This window comes from Gracilibacillus sp. JCM 18966, from assembly GCF_055392695.1.
The window spans coordinates 1,016,364-1,034,685 of record NZ_AP043883.1; the positions used below are offsets into that span (position 1 = coordinate 1,016,364).

17 protein-coding genes are annotated in these 18,322 nt (G+C 38.1%); all 17 read right to left on the reverse strand.

Annotation, left to right across the window (positions count from 1 at the left end):
• Positions 1-172 precede the first annotated feature (172 nt).
• Positions 173-2,194, reverse strand: a complete 2,022-nt coding sequence (ptsG, locus tag ACZ5N5_RS04805) for a glucose-specific PTS transporter subunit IIBC (RefSeq protein ID WP_464373352.1) — start codon at positions 2,192-2,194, stop codon at positions 173-175.
• Positions 2,195-2,333: 139 nt separating this feature from the next.
• Positions 2,334-3,176 carry a glucose PTS transporter transcription antiterminator GlcT gene (gene glcT / locus ACZ5N5_RS04810; protein ID WP_277678488.1) on the reverse strand — a complete coding sequence of 281 codons (843 nt, stop codon included), beginning with the start codon at positions 3,174-3,176 and terminating at the stop codon, positions 2,334-2,336.
• A gap of 173 nt (positions 3,177-3,349) precedes the next feature.
• On the reverse strand, positions 3,350-3,886 hold the full coding sequence (spoVT, locus tag ACZ5N5_RS04815) for a stage V sporulation protein T (RefSeq protein WP_277678487.1): 537 nt from the start codon (positions 3,884-3,886) through the stop codon (positions 3,350-3,352).
• Positions 3,887-4,024: 138 nt separating this feature from the next.
• On the reverse strand, positions 4,025-7,558 hold the full coding sequence (mfd, locus tag ACZ5N5_RS04820) for a transcription-repair coupling factor (protein WP_464373353.1): 3,534 nt from the start codon (positions 7,556-7,558) through the stop codon (positions 4,025-4,027).
• Positions 7,559-7,664: 106 nt separating this feature from the next.
• On the reverse strand, positions 7,665-7,895 hold the full coding sequence (locus ACZ5N5_RS04825) for an anti-sigma-F factor Fin (protein WP_054789165.1): 231 nt from the start codon (positions 7,893-7,895) through the stop codon (positions 7,665-7,667).
• 99 nt (positions 7,896-7,994) lie between these two features.
• Positions 7,995-8,555: an aminoacyl-tRNA hydrolase gene (gene pth, locus ACZ5N5_RS04830; protein WP_054789164.1), complete on the reverse strand. Its 561-nt coding sequence runs from the start codon at positions 8,553-8,555 to the stop codon at positions 7,995-7,997.
• A 166-nt stretch (positions 8,556-8,721) separates the two neighbouring features.
• A complete protein-coding gene (locus ACZ5N5_RS04835) occupies positions 8,722-9,348 on the reverse strand; it encodes a 50S ribosomal protein L25/general stress protein Ctc (RefSeq protein ID WP_054789163.1) in 627 nt (208 codons plus the stop codon).
• A 292-nt stretch (positions 9,349-9,640) separates the two neighbouring features.
• Positions 9,641-10,591 (reverse strand): ribose-phosphate diphosphokinase, encoded by a 951-nt coding sequence (locus tag ACZ5N5_RS04840; protein WP_109984877.1) that lies wholly within the window; start codon positions 10,589-10,591, stop codon positions 9,641-9,643.
• 42 nt (positions 10,592-10,633) lie between these two features.
• Positions 10,634-11,998, reverse strand: coding sequence for a bifunctional UDP-N-acetylglucosamine diphosphorylase/glucosamine-1-phosphate N-acetyltransferase GlmU (gene glmU, locus ACZ5N5_RS04845; protein ID WP_109984878.1), 1,365 nt, complete (start codon positions 11,996-11,998; stop codon positions 10,634-10,636).
• Positions 11,999-12,308: 310 nt separating this feature from the next.
• Positions 12,309-12,596, reverse strand: a complete 288-nt coding sequence (gene spoVG, locus ACZ5N5_RS04850; protein ID WP_054789162.1) for a septation regulator SpoVG — start codon at positions 12,594-12,596, stop codon at positions 12,309-12,311.
• 109 nt (positions 12,597-12,705) lie between these two features.
• Positions 12,706-13,530 (reverse strand): pur operon repressor, encoded by an 825-nt coding sequence (gene purR, locus ACZ5N5_RS04855; RefSeq protein ID WP_109984879.1) that lies wholly within the window; start codon positions 13,528-13,530, stop codon positions 12,706-12,708.
• A 54-nt stretch (positions 13,531-13,584) separates the two neighbouring features.
• A complete protein-coding gene (ispE, locus tag ACZ5N5_RS04860; RefSeq protein WP_109984880.1) occupies positions 13,585-14,454 on the reverse strand; it encodes a 4-(cytidine 5'-diphospho)-2-C-methyl-D-erythritol kinase in 870 nt (289 codons plus the stop codon).
• Between the two features lie 92 nt (positions 14,455-14,546).
• Positions 14,547-14,726: a small, acid-soluble spore protein, alpha/beta type gene (locus ACZ5N5_RS04865; RefSeq protein ID WP_054789161.1), complete on the reverse strand. Its 180-nt coding sequence runs from the start codon at positions 14,724-14,726 to the stop codon at positions 14,547-14,549.
• A gap of 152 nt (positions 14,727-14,878) precedes the next feature.
• Positions 14,879-15,145: a biofilm formation stimulator Veg gene (gene veg, locus ACZ5N5_RS04870; RefSeq protein WP_054789160.1), complete on the reverse strand. Its 267-nt coding sequence runs from the start codon at positions 15,143-15,145 to the stop codon at positions 14,879-14,881.
• 240 nt (positions 15,146-15,385) lie between these two features.
• A complete protein-coding gene (gene rsmA / locus ACZ5N5_RS04875) occupies positions 15,386-16,261 on the reverse strand; it encodes a 16S rRNA (adenine(1518)-N(6)/adenine(1519)-N(6))-dimethyltransferase RsmA (RefSeq protein WP_109984882.1) in 876 nt (291 codons plus the stop codon).
• A complete protein-coding gene (gene rnmV / locus ACZ5N5_RS04880; RefSeq protein WP_054861443.1) occupies positions 16,249-16,815 on the reverse strand; it encodes a ribonuclease M5 in 567 nt (188 codons plus the stop codon). The genes rsmA and rnmV overlap by 13 nt, the downstream gene beginning before the upstream one ends.
• Positions 16,816-16,938: 123 nt before the next feature.
• The gene (locus tag ACZ5N5_RS04885; protein ID WP_054861442.1) at positions 16,939-18,201 is read right to left on the reverse strand and encodes a G5 and 3D domain-containing protein; all 1,263 of its coding nucleotides are present in this window, start codon (positions 18,199-18,201) and stop codon (positions 16,939-16,941) included.
• Between the last annotated feature and the right edge of the window lie 121 nt (positions 18,202-18,322).

Consider the following 18,322-nt stretch of genomic DNA (forward strand, 5'->3'; position numbering starts at 1 on the left):
CTTCCTTCAATGATGTTTTTTTTATTATAGCATAGATGTGAATCGTACAAATGGCTGCTTAGGAATGTATAACCCAGTGAGTGCCATAGGGGCTATAGTGAGATTTTGATCATAGTGAGGCATTAAAAAGCTCTCTCCCTAGCCAACTGACCAGGAAGAGAGCTCCAAGCATTTATTGTATTTGTATAATATTTTGGTCTTCTTTATTTACTTTACCAGAGGCTTTCACACTAACTTCTTGGTCTTCTTGTAAATTAGTGAAGATAACTGGCGTTACTGTAGAAGGGGCATTATGTTCGATAAAGGCTAAATCCACTTCCATTAGGACTTGGCCTTGCTTTACCTCATCGCCTTCTTCTATTTTGGCCGTAAAACCTTCTCCTTTTAAATTAACCGTATCGATACCGATATGGATTAGAATTTCTGTTCCATTGTCCGCTAAAATACCGATAGCGTGCTTTGTTGGGAAGATATTGATGATTTTACCATTCACTGGTGAAACTATTTCACCTTGAGATGGTTTAATCGCAAATCCATCCCCCATCATTTTTTGTGAAAAGACTTGATCTGGCACCTCTGATAATGGCATGATTTCACCTGTCATCGGGCTAGTGAAATCTAGATCGCCTTCTATATTAGCTGACGCAGCTACTGTCTCTTCTTTATTATCAGTAGCTTTTTTCGTTGGTGTTTTACCATCCATAATATCTTGCATTTGACCTCTTAATGTATCTGAAACAGGTCCATAAATTGCTTGAATATTATTTCCTACTTCCATTACTCCAGAAGCACCAAGCTTTTTCAAACGTCCTTTATCCACTTTGTTTTTATCATCTACACTAACACGGAGACGGGTAATACATGCATCCAGGTTCGTAATATTATCCTTGCCACCCATTGCTTCCAAGATCTCATAAGGACGATCATCTACTTCGCCTTCATCATCGCTATCTTCTGCCTCATCTTCACGGCCCGGTGTCGCTAGGTTGAATTTTTGAATGGCAAATCGGAAACCAAAGTAATAAATAACCGAGAAGACCAATCCAACAATAATTACCCACCACCAGTCTGTACGGTTAGGCATAACACCGAATAGAAGGAAGTCAATCAGACCACCTGAGAATGTCATACCAATTTTAACATCTAGTAAATACATCGTCATAAACGATAAACCAGCAAAAATTGCATGAATTCCAAATAATAATGGTGCAACGAATAAGAATGAGAATTCAAGTGGTTCTGTAATCCCTGTTAAGAAAGAAGTTAATGCAGCAGAGAACATAATCCCTCCAACTACCTTTTTTCTTTCCGGTTTTGCTGTATGATAAATAGCTAATGCCGCAGCAGGAAGTCCAAACATCATGAACGGGAATTTACCTGTCATGAAATTACCTGCCGTAAAGTCTACCCCATCCTTCAATTGCTCGAAGAAAATACTTTGGTCACCACGAATGATTTCTCCAGCAGCATTCGTATATTGTCCAAATTCGAACCAGAATGGAGAATAGAAAATGTGATGTAACCCAAATGGAATTAACCCTCTTTCAATCACACCAAATACAAATGTTGATATCGTGCGGTTTGTTTCTAGCATAAAATGAGAAACCGCATTAAGCCCTTCTTGTGCAAATGGCCATACTAAAAACATGATAATACCTAATATTAAGGATGAAAAGGCTGTAATAATAGGAACAAAACGCTTTCCCGCAAAGAATCCTAAAAATTGTGGAAGCTCTATATTGAAATACCGATTGTACATAAAGGCTGCTAATATACCGACAATGATCCCGCCAAACACTCCTGTTTGCAATGTCGGAATCCCTAGGACACTTGCGTAGGCTGGATTTGAAGTCATTTCTGCTGTGATATCTCCAAATACACCCATCGTGACATTCATGATTAAGTAACCGATGATAGCCGCAAGTCCAGCAACCCCATCACCTTTTGCTAAACCGATTGCAACACCGACAGCAAATAGTAATGGTAGGTTATCAAATACGATTCCACCTGCTTCTGACATTACTTCTAATATTTTTTGTACGGTTGCATTACCGAACCACGGGAATTGTTCGACCCATTGATCCTGTGCAAAGCTTGTACCAAATGCAAGCAGTATACCTGCAGCCGGTAATAAAGCAACCGGTAGCATTAAAGCTTTACCGACTTTTTGCAATGTACCAAATATGTTGGACATGTTAATTTTCCTCCTTCTTGTTTGTATTGCAACAAAAAAGGCATGAGTAAAATGCATTTAGATCCTATGGTATATACTTCTCCCCATAGAATAACCTAAAACATCCATTTTACTCATGCCTGATCGTATCAGTAACACGTTATGATGATTGCGTTAATCGTTGTAGGTGAATGGTCAGATAAAGTACTTCTGACTCATCTACACGTGTATGCAGTTGTTGTTGCATTACTTTAATTAATTTCCAAGCAAGATTATAGCATATGGGATAAGTCGATTTCAACACTTTTGCTAAATTCGTTTCTTGCCCTAATGTTTCCCCTTCGTATACCCTTTCAATCGCACGATGCAAATGCTGAATTAAGCGGTTATAATTAATGCCTTGGCGATCGAGTTGAATGCCTAGATTTTCTTCAATAATTTCTACAAGCTTGGCAATCAATTGATGATGCCGATTCATATCTCGTAATGATTTATCTGTCACTGCACTGTGAATATGCAGCGCTATAAATCCAACTTCCCCTGGGGGAAATGCGACACCTATTTTCTCCTGCAAGACTTGGACAACCTCTTGTGCTACTTGGAATTCCTTTGGGTATAAGGATTCAATCTCAAACAAAAAAGGATTAGAAAATTGTACATTTTGATTGGCACGATTTATTGCAAATGATAAGTGATCGGTTAAAGCAACATGAATGTGTTCATATAATGTCTCACCCATCCGCTTCTCAATTAGTACCATCACATCATTTAATAGCTCGAGCAAATCTTGATCTACATAGGATATGAGTTGTCTGTATTGTTCCTGTTCCTGCTCATCCTTTAATAAAAACGTTTTCTCTGCTTGATCCTCTGGTACAACATCTCCCTTTTTCTTGCCGAAGCCGATCCCTTTACCAATAAGGATAACTTCTTTATAAAGAGGATGAGAAGCTATGAGTACATTATTGTTTAGTGCTTTTTTGACGATTATTTTCTCCTCCACCAGTTTCACCTCACTTACCATCTTCTATCTTACTAAAAACGACAGAGATAGCCAAACCGAAAAGCTTTTTCTTATACTTTGGGCATCAACATTTTCGCATCTTCGCTTTCCTAGTGTACAATAAAAAACTAGTGCATGAGATTTCTCAGGCACTAGTTTTCCTATCGGTCTTTTTAATCCATCTGTTTAGCTAAAAATTGACTAGCGGTATGGGCGGCCTTTTCTTCTACCTTGCCGAATTCTTTCTTTTCTCTTGTAAAAATGACCAAGCAGCCAATGGGATCACCATTTGCTACAATGGGATATAAAAGATGTGCTTCCAATTCCTCTTCCTTATTCTCGACTAGCTCTACATTTGCTGCTTCTTTTTGCATCACTAGCTTACGACCATCCATTGCTTCATCTATTTTCTTGGAAATATGCTTACCTAAATATTCCTTCTTAGACTCTCCGGCAACTGCAATAATATCGTCACGATCACTAATTAATACAGATAAACCTAAGGATTCATATAATGCCTCCGCATATTCTGTTGCAAAATCACCTAATTCACTGATTGGTGAGTATTTTTTTAGAATCACTTCCCCATCTCGATCTACAAAGATCTCCAAAGGATCTCCTTCACGAATTCGCAATGTTCTACGAATTTCCTTAGGGATTACAACCCTTCCTAAATCATCAATGCGTCGTACAATTCCTGTAGCCTTCATAATTAAATCATGACCTCTCTTTCCATTTTTAACATATAAACAATTATTTCTCCAACTGATGAAATAATTATGTTGTAAGGTTAGTATGATTTAATTATTAGAAAACTATACAAAATTACCATATATTTTCTAACTTAATTACCCGACAGGGGTCTGTTTCATCTCCTTTAATGCTTGAATGAAGGACTCTAACACTTCATAGCGTTTAAGCTTCGGTTCTCTACTAAAGCGGAATTTAACCTTTAATTGGCGATTTTCGGTTCCTAGCTGAATCATTCTCCCGTATTGATTAGCAAATTCAAACAGCTTTGCTCCATCTATTTCTTGACTTCTATCTTCCTCTACTAATAGCTCCATTTGGTGATTTTTTTCGGTAATGGACTCAATTCTCTCTTTCTTTGCCTGCATCTTTAAAGTGGTGACAAGGAATAGGTTCTCTACCTCTTCTGGATAGTCGCCAAATCGATCGATCAATTCATCTCTTAAATCGTGGATATCCTCTTGTGTCATAATAGCTTGGAATCTTTTATACATGTCAATTTTTTGTTTTTCATCTTCAATGTAATTATCAGGAATATAGGCATCTATCTTCAAATCAAGCTCGACCTCAAATGGCTTCACTTCTTCCAAGGATTTACCCTGCTTCTTCGCCTGTACTGCTTCATTTAACATTTGGGAATACATATCAAACCCAACCGAATCAATAAACCCATGCTGCTGTGCTCCTAGAATATTCCCTGCACCACGAATCGATAAATCGCGCATAGCTATTTTAAAGCCTGATCCAAGCTCCGTAAATTCCTTGATTGCCTGCAACCTTTTTTCAGACACTTCTGTTAAAATCTTATCTTGTTGATAGGTGAAATAAGCATAAGCAACACGATTAGAGCGACCAACCCGACCTCTTAATTGGTACAATTGGCTAAGTCCCATATGATCAGCATTATATACAATAAGTGTATTGACATTTGGTATGTCGACACCTGTTTCGATAATCGTTGTACTAACTAAGACATCGGCTTCTCCTTCTAGGAAAGAGAACATCACATTCTCTAGCTCCGTTTCTTTCATTTGCCCATGTGCAACGACCACACGCGCATCTTCCACTAATGCTTGGATATCCTGCGCTACTTTCTCTATCGATTCTACTCGATTGTATAAGAAAAACACCTGCCCACCACGAGCTAATTCTCTTTCGATTGCTTCCCTGACGAGCGGCCCATTATATTCCATTACATATGTCTGGATAGGAAAACGATTTTCAGGAGGTGTTTCAATGACAGACAGGTCTCTCACGCCGAGCATAGACATATGCAAGGTTCTCGGAATTGGTGTTGCTGTTAGTGTGAGTACATCTACATTTGTTTTTAATTGTTTTATTTTTTCCTTGTGCTTTACACCAAACCGTTGTTCTTCATCGACAATTAATAGCCCTAACTCCTTATAGGTAACATCTTTGGATAGTAAACGGTGTGTGCCTATCACAAGATCAACCATGCCATTTTTTAGTCCTTTAAGTGTCTCTGTTTGTTGCTTCCTTGTTCTAAAACGACTCAATAAGCTTACATTGACCGGATAATCTTGAAATCTCTCCATAACGGTTTCATAGTGTTGCTGTGCAAGGATCGTCGTCGGTACTAGTATCGCAACTTGTTTACCATCTGCAATGGCCTTAAAGGCGGCGCGAATCGCTACTTCTGTCTTTCCATAGCCAACATCCCCGCATAATAATCGATCCATTGGGCGTTCCTTTTCCATATCCTGTTTGATTTCTTCAATACAGCGAAGTTGATCGTCCGTTTCTTGATAAGGAAAGGCCGCCTCAAATTCTCTTTGCATCTCGGTATCCTCCGAAAATGCATAACCCTTTGCCGCTTCACGCTCTGCATACAGCTTGATTAAGTCATCGGCAATATCTTCTACCTTAGACTGGACCTTACTTTTTACTTTCTTCCAATCATTACCACCTAGTTTGTATAACTTCGGTTCTTTCCCTTCTGATCCCACATATTTTTGGACAAGATCAATTTGGTCGATTGGAACAAAAAGCTTATCATCACCGGAATACTTTAACAGCATAAAATCCTTGTGTAGTCCATTGACTTCTAATGTCTCTATTCCTACATATCTACCGATCCCGTGATTCGTATGAACCACGTAATCCCCAATTTGTAGCTCTTGGTAGCTTTTAATTCTTTCCGCATTGGAGATTTTTTGCTTTCTTTTTGTTCGTACTGTCTGTTGCTTAAATAGCTCACTATCTGTTAAAACAGCTAGCTTATGCAGCGGAATTTCAAAGCCACCGCTTATATTTCCTGTCGTTATACATGGTGTCTGTACAGGTAAGGAAGGAATGGTTTCCAGAACACTCGCTGTCATCTGATAATCTTCAAGGACGGAATGAATCTTTTCGACCCGTTTTTTATTTGGCGCCAGAATAATGACAGAGTATCCGGCCTTTTGCCATCTTTCCATTTCATTTTGCAACAAGTTCATTTGACCGTGAAATTGCTGCATTCCTCTACTAGATAAATTGACAATATTAGCAGGATTCGTATTCGGAATATGTCGCAAAAAGACAGACATGTACAGACGTTGTCTATCCATTTTGGCCCAAGTATCTGGCCAATCAAAGGATAAATGCATATCACTTACCGCCTGATTCCTGCTTAAATGATCTTTTAACCATTCTCCTTCTTCCTCATCTAGGTGGAGAGCCGTTTCTTGAATTCTGCTCATCTCATCTAAAATGATCAGACCATCCTTCGGTAAATAATCTAACAAACTAGTTTGCACTGGATAAAAGTAAGAAATATATCTTTTCATTTCTTGAAAGCGCTCGCATTGGTTCAGACGTTCAATGTCTGCTGTAATTGCTTTTTCTAGAGCTTGTTGATCGGCTTTATTTTTTGTTTTCTTTAATGTCTGCTGAAGTGCGTGCTCTATTCGTTGTGCTGCCGTAACTAAGTCCTCATCAGTAGCTAAAAGCTCTGTTGCTGGACCGATTGTTACTTGGTCGAGCTTTTTCAAGGATCGTTGAGTTTCGGCATCGAAAAAACGGATCGAGTCAACTTCATCATCAAATAATTCAATTCGGATAGGATCCTCGTCTGTGATTGGATAAACATCTAGTATCCCACCGCGCAAACTGAATTCGCCAGGACTACTCGTCATTTCTTGCCTTACATAACCCATTTCTATTAGCTTTTGTAGCACTTCCTCTATATCTAATGTTTTTGTCAATTCTACCTTAATCTGATACTTATTCCAATACTCAGGTGGAGGTAACATGCGTTTCAAACCAGCAACTGGTGCGATTAATATCCCTTTATCTGCTTGAATCCAGGCATTTAATGCATCCATTCGTTGGCTTAATAGTTCTGGGCTTGCTATCGCCAATTCAGATGCTAATAATTCATTGACTGGATAAAGGAATACATCCTTTGCCTCTGAAAATTCTAAAAGATCCTCATACAGCTGCTGTGCATGATTTAGTTGATGTGTCACAATAAGTACCTTTTTCTGTACAGCCTCATGAATAAGTGCAGAGAACAAGCTCCTGCTTGAGCCTGATAGACCTGAGATTAGTTGTTCTGATAATCCTGAATGTATACCTTCAATAACAGAGTATACATCTTCCTTTTTTTGTAAATACTGTTTTAATTGCTGCATAGTGCTCCCCCTACCATTACTTTAACCAAACACGTATCCCGTTCATAACTGCAAAAATGCTTTGGTTAGAACCAAAGCGGATGTCTTACTAATATCGATTAATCTATTATTGAATGAAATAGTCTAACTCATGATAATTCGGATTATCTTCTAAAAGACGTTGACAATTTTCACATATGGATTGAATCATCACTTGCTGATCTGGCTTTAGTTTCATCAATTGCGATTTTTCTTCAGGTGAAAGGTGTTCCCAGCCGATCTTATTTAAGTCCACCATTTCTGATGGTAATCTTCCTACCTCATTACCACAATGCTTGCATTTATAGACAAGTGTCATTTTTTACCCTCCGTATTACTCTTGTATTATTCTTATCATTTCCCGAGCAATAAATATTTATACGAAGGGTTTATTAAACAGGTGGTGTTCATTTCATTTTTATTGATTATAATCATTCATTACTTTTGGAAAGGGCTCTGTCATCCATGCTTCTAGTGCATGCACCGCATGGTCTATGGCCTGTTCTAAAGTGGTCTGCTCCTCTTTTTGAAATTTCCCCAATACGTAATCAATTACTGGAATCGGTGTAACAGGTCTGCCAATACCAAAGCGGATACGATTAAATTTCTTTGTTCCTAAATGATCAATGATCGACCGCACACCATTATGCCCACCATGTCCACCTGTTTGTCTTAAACGAATTTTGCCGAGCGGAAGATCTAAATCATCATAAATGACCACAACATCCTCTGGTGCCAAATCATAAAAATCCATCAAAGGCTTTAAGGATTCTCCTGATAAATTCATATATGTTTGGGGCTCTAAGATCAAAACCTTTTCATTATGTAATGTTTCCATCGTATAATGACCATTAAATTTATTCTTCGATAAAGTCCAATTATTACGCTTCAAAAGCTCATCTACGACAATAAAGCCAATATTATGACGAGTGGAACGGTATTTTAATCCTGGATTTCCCAAACCTACGATACATTTCATTTGTCTTAACTTCCTTTATCAATATTATTCTATTATTCATCTTAACATATTATTTCTGTTTAATATATCAAATAATTTCCACTTTCCTTCGTTCTTCCTTTAGAAAGCCTGCTAAAAAATTCCTGACGTAGAAAAGGGCGCAACTTCATTCGTTGCGCCTCTGTTTTTATTCTTCTGATTCTTTTTCATTCATCACTTCTGGTTCGGCCTGTTCTTCCGCTTCCTCTGTCTCTTCTACTGGTTCCTTGTCTGGCACAAGAATGGTAACAATCGTCGTTGCTTCGTCTTCAAGTATTTCATAGTTTTTCCCATCCTTCAGGTCAGAAACCAATATGCTGTCCCCTACCTCTAATTCGGATATGTCAACAGTGATTTGCTCTGGAATGTCGTTAGGCTTTGCTCTTACTCCTAGCTCATAAAGTGGCTGCTGTAAGACGCCACCTTCTTTCACACCTCTCGCTTCTCCTTCTAGAACAAGCGGAACCTCGACATCCATTTCCTCTGACATATTGACGACATAAAAATCCGCATGAACTAACTCATCCTTTAATGGATCAATCTGATATTCATGGAGCATGACTTGAAATGTTTCCCCATCCACCTTCAAGGAGATAATCGCATTTTTCCCCTCATCACGAACGGTTTTTAATAGTTCTATACTATCAACAGCAACTGTTTTAGGTTGCACATTATAGCCATATATAACTGCCGGTACACCACCAGCTAATCGCACTTCCTTTGTCTTAGATTTCGTTAGATCCTCTCGTTTATTTGCTTGTAAAACTACTGCCATGGTTTCATCACCCTCCAATTATTTTAACAATAGTAATTATATATTTCCCGCTTTTCGACTACGTTAAACATGTATTACTATTAGAAAATCTCGTATTTGCTCGTCCTTTAGCAAATATGTCAGCTTTTCTTATACTAAGGACTTCAAAATTTTCGCTTCGTTACATTACTTCCTACAAAAAATCCCTACTTTCCTAACGTATAAAAAATTCAGCATTCAGGTATGAAGTTCATAGATGAAAATCTCAAACTTTCTCAATCATGACTTAATTTTCAGCAAAAATGGACTGATCTTAATCGAATAATATACTTACAGATTGTCTTTCATGGACACGGATAATCGCCTCACTGATCAATGGTGCAACAGAAAGCTGTGTAATCTTATCAATTAGTTTTTCCTCTTTCAAAGGAATACTATTTGTCACCACTAATTCTTTGATTTGCGAATTTGCGATTCTCTCAATGGCTGGCCCTGATAATACAGGATGTGTACAGCAAGCATAGACACCTGTTGCGCCACTTTCGATTAGCGCATTAGCGCCGATCGTAATTGTTCCAGCGGTATCAATGATATCATCAATTAATATGGCTGTTTTTCCTTCGATATTACCGACAATATTCATTACCTCTGCCACATTAGGACGTGGTCTTCTCTTATCGATAATAGCAATTGGTGCCTTTAGTCGATCTGCTAGATTACGTGCACGTGTTACTCCACCATGATCAGGTGAAACAACGACAATATCATCAAGACCTTTTTTGCTCCAATAGCTAGATAAGATTGGTACACCAACTAATTGATCGACTGGGATATCGAAAAATCCTTGAATTTGTGGAGCATGGAGGTCCAGTGTAATCACCCTTGAAGCCCCTGCAGTTTGTAATAAATCTGCAACAAGTTTAGCAGTAATCGGCTCTCTTGCTCTTGCCTTGCGATCCTGTCTTGCATATCCATAATATGGCATAACAATATTGATCGATTTCGCTGATGCTCGTTTTAATGCATCAATCATAATTAAAAGCTCCATGATATGTTGGTTGCCTGGTTCACAGGTTGATTGAACAACATAAACGTCACAACCACGGATACTTTCTTCAATATTAATTTGAATTTCGCCATCACTAAACTTTGTTACCGAACTCTTTCCTAATTCGACACCAATATTTGCTGCAATCTCTTCTGCTAGTTTTGGATTCGAATTTAATGTAAAAACCTTCAAAGATGAATCCTTGTATTCGGACATCTTGTTTGATACCTCCATCAGCTTATTTGTTCCCAATCATGCTTATTTGTATTTTTTGGCATATTCTTCTTTGTTCACTTGTTGTGCTCTTCCAATGGATAAGGCATCACCTGGTACATCATTCGTAATTGTCGAACCAGCTGCTATTAAGGCCCCTTTTCCAATGGTTACTGGCGCAACTAGATTTGCATTACATCCAATAAAAGCATCGTCTTCTATTCTCGTTAAAAACTTGTTTTTCCCGTCATAGTTTACTGTGATCGTACCACAGCCAACATTGACGTTACTACCTATTTCCGCATCCCCAATATAACTTAAATGAGATACTTTACTTTTATTATCTATTTTTGTTTTTTTAATTTCAACAAAATTACCAATCTTCACATCATTGCCAATTGTAGCATCAGGACGAATATGTGCAAATGGTCCGATTTGAACACGCTCTCCGATATAGCTAGAGGTGGCTACACTGTGCTTCACTTTGGATTCCTTCCCAATATGGCAGTTCACAATCTCTGAGTTTGGGCCGATCTCTACCTCATCCTCGATGATCGTTTCCCCTTTAATCACACTGCCTGGATGAATGACTACATCCACCCCAATTTTTACATCTGCACCGATGTACGTATTGGCAGGATCGATAATGGTAACTCCTTCTCGCATGTGATTTTCATTAATTCTTTTTTTCATGAAGGCTTCTGCCTGAGATAATGCAACACGATCGTTTACACCAATTGTTTCATTAAACTCATCTGTCTGGTAAGCAGCCACCTTTTGTTGCTGTTCTTGAGCTATTTGAATAACATCTGGTAAGTAGTATTCCCCTTGGGCATTATCATTAGACACTTGCTTTAAGGCAGCAAATAATAGCTCATTATCAAAGCAATAAGTACCTGTATTGATTTCTTGAATGGCTTTTTCTGTTTCTGTCGCATCCTTTTGTTCAACAATTTTCTCCACCTGATTGTCCGCATTACGAACAATTCTTCCATAACCAGTCGGATCCTGGGCATGTGCGGTTAGAATCGTTACTTTTGCTTCTTCCTGCTCATGAAATTCTAATACTGCTTGTAATGTCTCTGCTTTCAGTAATGGTGTATCTCCACATACTACAAGTGTTGTACCTTTTTTGCCTTCCAAGTATTTTCCGGCTTGGATGACCGCATGACCAGTCCCTAATTGTTCCTCTTGTACGACATATTCAGAAGCATCACCCAGTTGTTCCTGAACTTTTTCCGCTCCAAAACCTACAACTGTTGTAATGTTCGCTAATTTTAATGTTTTTAATTGGTCGACTACATGCTGTACCATTGGTTTACCTAGTACAGGGTGTAAAACCTTATATAGCTTTGATTTCATTCTAGTACCTTTTCCAGCTGCTAAAACGACTGCATAACGATTCGGCAAGACTTTCCCTCCGTCCTATTTTAAAAAAATGATTTGATTTAAAAATTTACATTACTTGATTAAGTTGTACAAGTTTCCCCTTATGAATATATATGAAATACAGAGTTTTTTCAATGAAAGTTTCTTTACAATAAAGAAAACAGAGGAGAAAAGTGAAAATAGCTCGGAGCACAACCAACAGGTGGTAGGAAATAATTGTTTTGTATACAGAGAAAAGGCCTAATCACGGGAAACGATTAGGCCTTTTTATACGATTAAATAATTGGTTGATAATACATTTAAGAGCAATTACATTTAAAAAAGGAGCTAATTATGAAGCCCCTGCTTCTTCAAATTCTTGCACCTCACCAGCACGATGGTATTCTTCTAAAACCGCATCTTGAATTTTTGATCGAGTGGTTGAGTTGATTGGATGTGCAATATCTCTAAATTCTCCATCAGGAGTTCTTTTAGAAGGCATTGCAACAAACATTCCGTTATTCCCATCGATCACACGAATATCATGTACGACAAATTCATGATCTAACGTAATGGATGCGATCGCTCGCATTCTTCCATCGGTATTCACGCGGCGTAATCTCACGTCTGTTACTTCCATTATGTATCACCACCTTTTCCCTAATTAAGAGCATATTATCTTAATTCAACAAATGTTCTTAAATTCCTGCTAATCTTTTAAAAATTTTTATCTTTTTTTGGAAAAAGTATTAGTGATTGGAAGTTTGGAAGTAGTTTCCTTTTACAACTTCTATCTCTTTGTTATTCGCATCTACGTTCTTAATCTGTAATAATGAGATATAATCATCCACTACACGCTCTTCTTCTTCATCCTCTGCTTCTGCTAGGACTCCAATTGCGCATACATTTGCATTGAATTCCTGGAGTAAGCTTTTCATTCCATTAATCGTTCCTCCAGCCTTCATAAAATCATCAATGATACAAACGTTTTCTCCCAAATCTAGACTTCTTTTTGAAAGAACCATTGTCTGTATTTTCTTAGATGAACCGGATACGTAATTAATACTGACTGTGGAACCTTCCGTCACTTTGGGATCTCTACGAACAATGATAACCGGTACATTTAGAAAAGAAGCAACAGCATATGCTATCGGTATTCCTTTTGTCGCCACTGTAACAATCGAATCAATATCCAAATCAGCAAACTTAGAAGCGAACAGTCGGCCAATATTACGTACAATGCTAGGGTTTCCTAATACATCACTCATAAATAAATAGCCACCAGGTAAGATTCGGCTTGGATCCTCTAAATCCTCACACAATCGCTCAATAAATGATTGACTATGTTCCGGCCCAACCCTCGGGATATATTTCACCCCTCCAGCAGCACCAGATATGGAAGCTAGATAGCCAATGCCATCCTCTTGAAATCTACGGTTGATAATAGTTAAATCCTCACTAATCGAGGATTTAGCGGCACCATACGTATCCGAAAAAAATGGAAGAGAAATTAATTCCATAGGATGTTCTATTAAATAATTTGTCATTGCTACTAAGCGATCACTTCTTTTCATTACTACACCTCAAAAACCGAATATTTTGTCGTAAATATAACATTTTATACGTGTTTAATCAAGTGTTTGATGAGATCCGAGCATCCTAACAATGTAGACCTCTTCACAAAACCCTCTTAGGCTATTATAGATTCTAACCGCCCTACTTTCGTGTTTGACTAAACCAAATACGGTTGGACCACTTCCACTCATTAATACTGCATCTGCACCTGATTGTAGCATTTGTTGTTTTATTTGTTGTACCTGTGGATGCTTAGGTAATGTCACAAGCTCTAGTACATTTTTTAACCGTGAACAGATCCCATCATAATCGGAATTCTTTAGTGCCTCGACCATTCCTATCGTATCCGGATGCTCGACTTTATCTAATGGTAAGGATTGATAAACTGATTGGGTAGATACCCCTTGCGATGGTTTTGCCAATACGACCCAGCATGATGGTGGGGCTGGTAATTCTGTGATGATCTCTCCTCTTCCTTTTGCTAATGCTGTCGAGTTATATACACAAAAAGATACATCTGATCCAATTTCTGCACCTAACGCAGCTAATTGCTCAGTACTAATACCCAGTTGCCATAAACGATTTAGGCCTCTTAGCGTAGCAGCAGCGTCACTACTTCCTCCAGCAAGGCCTGCAGCAACCGGAATTTGTTTTTCGATAATGATTTTCACACCTGCTGATATTTTAAAGCGCTCCTTTAGCAGTTTTGCTGCACGAAAGGCTAAATTTCGCTCATCATTTGGAATAAAACGATTTTCAGATTGTATCATAATTTCATCACGATCGAGTAAATATAATTCAATACGATCAGCTAAATCCACTGTGGTCATCACCATTTCCACTTCATGAAAATCGTCTGATCTTTTATATAGGACATCCAACGTAAGGTTTATTTTCGCTGGAGCCTTCTCAGAAGTATACATTTCTGTTGTCACCTACTTTACTTAGCTGTGTACTAACGGAGATACACTTTATGTAAAGATACCATAAATAGATTAATGGGACAAAGCCATATCTAGGCTTTGTCCCTTTTCATACTCTCTTCCGCTATTTGCACAGCTCTTTTCACCATGCTTCCAGCTTCTCGAGCTGTTATTTCTCCCCAACCGTGTTGTGACACCTTGTCGTAAAAACCTAATTCTTTAGCAAGCTCTTCCTTAAAACGTTCAGACATGATTCCTCGTCTTCTGCCCATAGAAGATACTCCCCCTCTGTCGTTTCATACGACAGTTATAGCTTATGCCTAATCCGATGGTTTATCCTTTAATAATAATGGTATGTAAGTGAAATTCGGGGAGATGATCGAATCACTTTTTAAGCAAAGAAAAAAAGCAGCAAACATATTGTTTACCGCTCTCCTACCGCTGCTTTTTCTAATTCGTCCATAAAATTTAATTCAACTGTTTCCGTTAGAACATCTGCATAACTATAAGAAACACGCTCGAACGCATTTTCCTCCTGGTCTAACTCTACAATAAATACAGAAGGAAAAGTTTCAGCTAATGTTCCATAGCGCTCAATGGTCTTTTTCCTTCCACCATTAGCTCTAATCTTAAGTCGTTTGCCAACATTACCATCTAGGCCTTGTTTGATTTCAACCAATGTTTTTGCCAATGCACTCCACCTCACTACATATAGTATACTACATTCTTGTCCAACAGTCAATTAAAAATATTCTATTATAACAATATTAATTGAAAGCTGTCAATAAGAAAATCTCAATTATTCGAAAAATAAGTTAGCCACCTAGTAGCTCACACTTCTGCTACAAGTAGTTTGTCTTACTTTATGAAAATTATGTATACGATAAGGAATTCTTTCTAAATTGGTAAATGCTTCGGTGCTTAAGGACGGTTAGCGTTGGTTGTAAAATGTATTAGCTAATAGGGCAAATTCCTCCATTGTTAGTGATTCAGCCCTTCTCGTGCCATCAATTCCCGTCTCTTGTAGAGTTTTTTCAATCATTGGTTTGTCAAGATTCGCAAAATGTCTTGATAAATTATTTCTCAATGTTTTTCTTCTCTGTTGGAAGCATGCTTGTACGAATAAAAAGAAAAAGTCCTCATCCATCACATCTACAGGTGGCTTTTTTCGCATTTGCAAGTGCAACACGGCGGAATCTACGCGAGGCTGTGGCATAAAAACAGTTTTCGGGACAATCATTTCGACACTTGCTTCTGTATAATATTGAATAGCAATGGACAATGAACCATATTCTTTTGTATTTTCGGTAGCTGCCATTCTATCTGCTACTTCTTTTTGGATCATTACCGTGATACTGGATATAGGTAGTTTAGCCATTAGCAAGTGCATTAAAATTGGTGTGGTAATGTAGTAGGGTAAATTGGCAACTATTTTTATTTCTTTTTCATCATAAAAATTTTGTTGTAATAGGCTCTGTATGTCGGCCTTTAAAATATCTTGATTGACAATATTCACATTATCATAAGGACTTAACGTATCCTCTAATATTGGTACTAAACGCTGATCAATCTCAAATGCCACCACTTTGTTCGCATAGATGGCAAGCTGTTCTGTCAATGCCCCTATTCCTGGTCCAACTTCAATCGCATTTGTTTCCTTCGTAATATCGGCAACATTCAGAATATTTTTAAGAATATTAACATCAATGAGAAAATTTTGTCCTAAGCTTTTCTTGAAAGCAAATCCATACTTTTTCAGTATTTCTTTTGTCCTGTTTGGTGTTGCGATTGCTTTTATGTTTGCCATTTGCCTTCCTCCTGCAAAATCTGCTCCATCGCCTGCTTCAATTCATTTTGATCTATATGAAACATTTGAAGTCTTTTTAATAATTGCTTGCCATTTACATAGCCAATTCTTAAGGAGATACCTAATTGTTTTCTTCTTTCCTTTGCACCTTGGCCACCTATAAGTCCATATTTTAATAAATCAGCTCTTGTCAGTGTATTCACACCATCTTCTGTGACTTCATAGACCGCTTTTAGTGCTTGGCGAATAACAGGGATGGATGCATGCTCAATTCCTAACCCTTTGCCATTTTTAGCTACCGCTTCTTCCTTTGTCAAAAAAGCATGCTTACAGCCAGGAACGTGCTCATCAATAATTTTACGAATTCGTTGTCCAGGATAGTCAGGATCAGTGAATATGATCACTCCTCGTTTCTGCTTAGCATGGGCTATTTGATCTAATGTTTGCTTATTTATTGCGGAACCATTTGTCTCAATGGTATCTACATCAAGTGCTTGTTTTAGCTTTGCTGTGTCGTCTTTCCCTTCCACTACTATTATTTCTTTTACCTTCAAGGAATATCCTCCATTTCATCATCTCCACTTATTATACCACGGAAAAAGAAGCAATGTCGCTAGCAAATAGCATAGAAAAATCCGAGCTCATTCATCAATGAACTCGGATTTATTGACTGATAGCTATTCTAATATTTTTACCTTTACTCGTTTACTCCCAAAGCTCATAGCCTGCTTTTGGGTTGGCATATGAACATCGATACGGTTCCCTTTAATAGAACCACCAGTATCTCTTGCGACAGCATACCCATAGCCTTCTACCCAAACCTTTGTGCCAAGAGGAATTACACTTGGATCGACTGCCACGACGCCATTCGGGTTCGCCTTCAAGTCATAGCCTGTCGAAGTCAAACCACGACCATCACAGGAAGGACAATCCCAATTGTAAGCAGTAGCATGCATATAAATGGTTTTACTACTACTTTCACTTCCTCTAGATACCGTCGTTCTAACCGTATTTTTTTCGGCTGTTGCTACTGTTTTCGTATCAGTAGAGCTAGGCGTTGGTTGCTGCGTTTCTTGTACCTCTTTTGTGCCAACAGCAACTACCTTATCCTGGCTTTCTTTTTTTACTTCTTCTTTGATTAGTTCACGTGAAACTTCTTCCCCATTTTCCAAAACGACTTCATAATGTTTTGCAATGACGCCATTTTCTCCTTCAGAAACCACTTCCTCTGTTCCCTTCGTCAAAGAGGCATCGCTTTGCTTTACGGTCGCGAATTCCTTCGGTTCTTCAACTACGTCTGTTACTTTTTCTACTCTTGTTATATTAATCACAGACGCATCCTTAATCTTTGCACTTTGCTTAGGTTCAACTCGATCTAATTCAGACAATGTCGTATCCGTTTTGGCTAGTAACTCTTCAACTGTAGCCCCAATTGTCCAGACTTTTTCCTTTTGACCTGCATCATTAATCGTGACCTGGAATGCTTTTAAGATATCGACAATCATTCCATCTTTGATCTTGTTATCCATGGCTACAGACAATTGATCATGCTCTCGGAGATTCAAGTCCACCTCTCCAACAAAATCCTCTACTCGGTCTGCAGTCGTATAATAGACTTTTTCTTCTCCATTTTGTCGAACGATTACCTGATCTGCAACCGTGTGTTCGATTTTCATTTCTGAGGAAACTATGTCATTTAACTTATGTGATAATTTATCATGTTCTGCTACATGTATGTTTAATTGTTTGAGCACTTCTTCTACAGTATTCGCGTGGGTACGAACTGTAGTCGCTTCGCCTTCTTGAACAACGGTGACCTCTGCCTTAGAAATTTCATAAAATAAAAAACTAATAGTTCCTATAATAGCAAATAGTGTAACAGCATAGACAAAGTCTTTGTTGTTCAATAGGTTTCGCAAGCTGAAAAGACGTTTTAACATTCTCTCACCCTCCTTATGCTCGCCGTTGTATTATATATAGTTAAAAAAAAGCTGTCAAACAGGCGTTTACACAAAAAGAAACAGAAAAACCCTTGATTTCTAAGGACTCTTCTGTTTCTTT

Bases quoted from the DNA above. Each gene is read 5' to 3' on its own strand.
- ptsG (WP_464373352.1), bottom strand. From the start codon at position 2,194: ATGTCCAACATATTTGGTACATTGCAAAAAGTCGGTAAAGCTTTAATG.
- spoVT (WP_277678487.1), bottom strand. From the start codon at position 3,886: ATGAAGGCTACAGGAATTGTACGACGCATTGATGATTTAGGAAGGGTT.
- mfd (WP_464373353.1), bottom strand. From the start codon at position 7,558: ATGCAGCAATTAAAACAGTATTTACAAAAAAAGGAAGATGTATACTCT.
- ACZ5N5_RS04825 (WP_054789165.1), bottom strand. From the start codon at position 7,895: ATGACACTTGTCTATAAATGCAAGCATTGTGGTAATGAGGTAGGAAGA.
- pth (WP_054789164.1), bottom strand. From the start codon at position 8,555: ATGAAATGTATCGTAGGTTTGGGAAATCCAGGATTAAAATACCGTTCC.
- ACZ5N5_RS04835 (WP_054789163.1), bottom strand. From the start codon at position 9,348: ATGGCAGTAGTTTTACAAGCAAATAAACGAGAGGATCTAACGAAATCT.
- ACZ5N5_RS04840 (WP_109984877.1), bottom strand. From the start codon at position 10,591: ATGTCCGAATACAAGGATTCATCTTTGAAGGTTTTTACATTAAATTCG.
- spoVG (WP_054789162.1), bottom strand. From the start codon at position 12,596: ATGGAAGTAACAGACGTGAGATTACGCCGCGTGAATACCGATGGAAGA.
- purR (WP_109984879.1), bottom strand. From the start codon at position 13,530: ATGAAAAGAAGTGATCGCTTAGTAGCAATGACAAATTATTTAATAGAA.
- ispE (WP_109984880.1), bottom strand. From the start codon at position 14,454: ATGTATACTTCTGAGAAGGCTCCAGCGAAAATAAACCTTACGTTGGAT.
- ACZ5N5_RS04865 (WP_054789161.1), bottom strand. From the start codon at position 14,726: ATGGGCAGAAGACGAGGAATCATGTCTGAACGTTTTAAGGAAGAGCTT.
- rsmA (WP_109984882.1), bottom strand. From the start codon at position 16,261: ATGGCAAACATAAAAGCAATCGCAACACCAAACAGGACAAAAGAAATA.
- ACZ5N5_RS04885 (WP_054861442.1), bottom strand. From the start codon at position 18,201: ATGTTAAAACGTCTTTTCAGCTTGCGAAACCTATTGAACAACAAAGAC.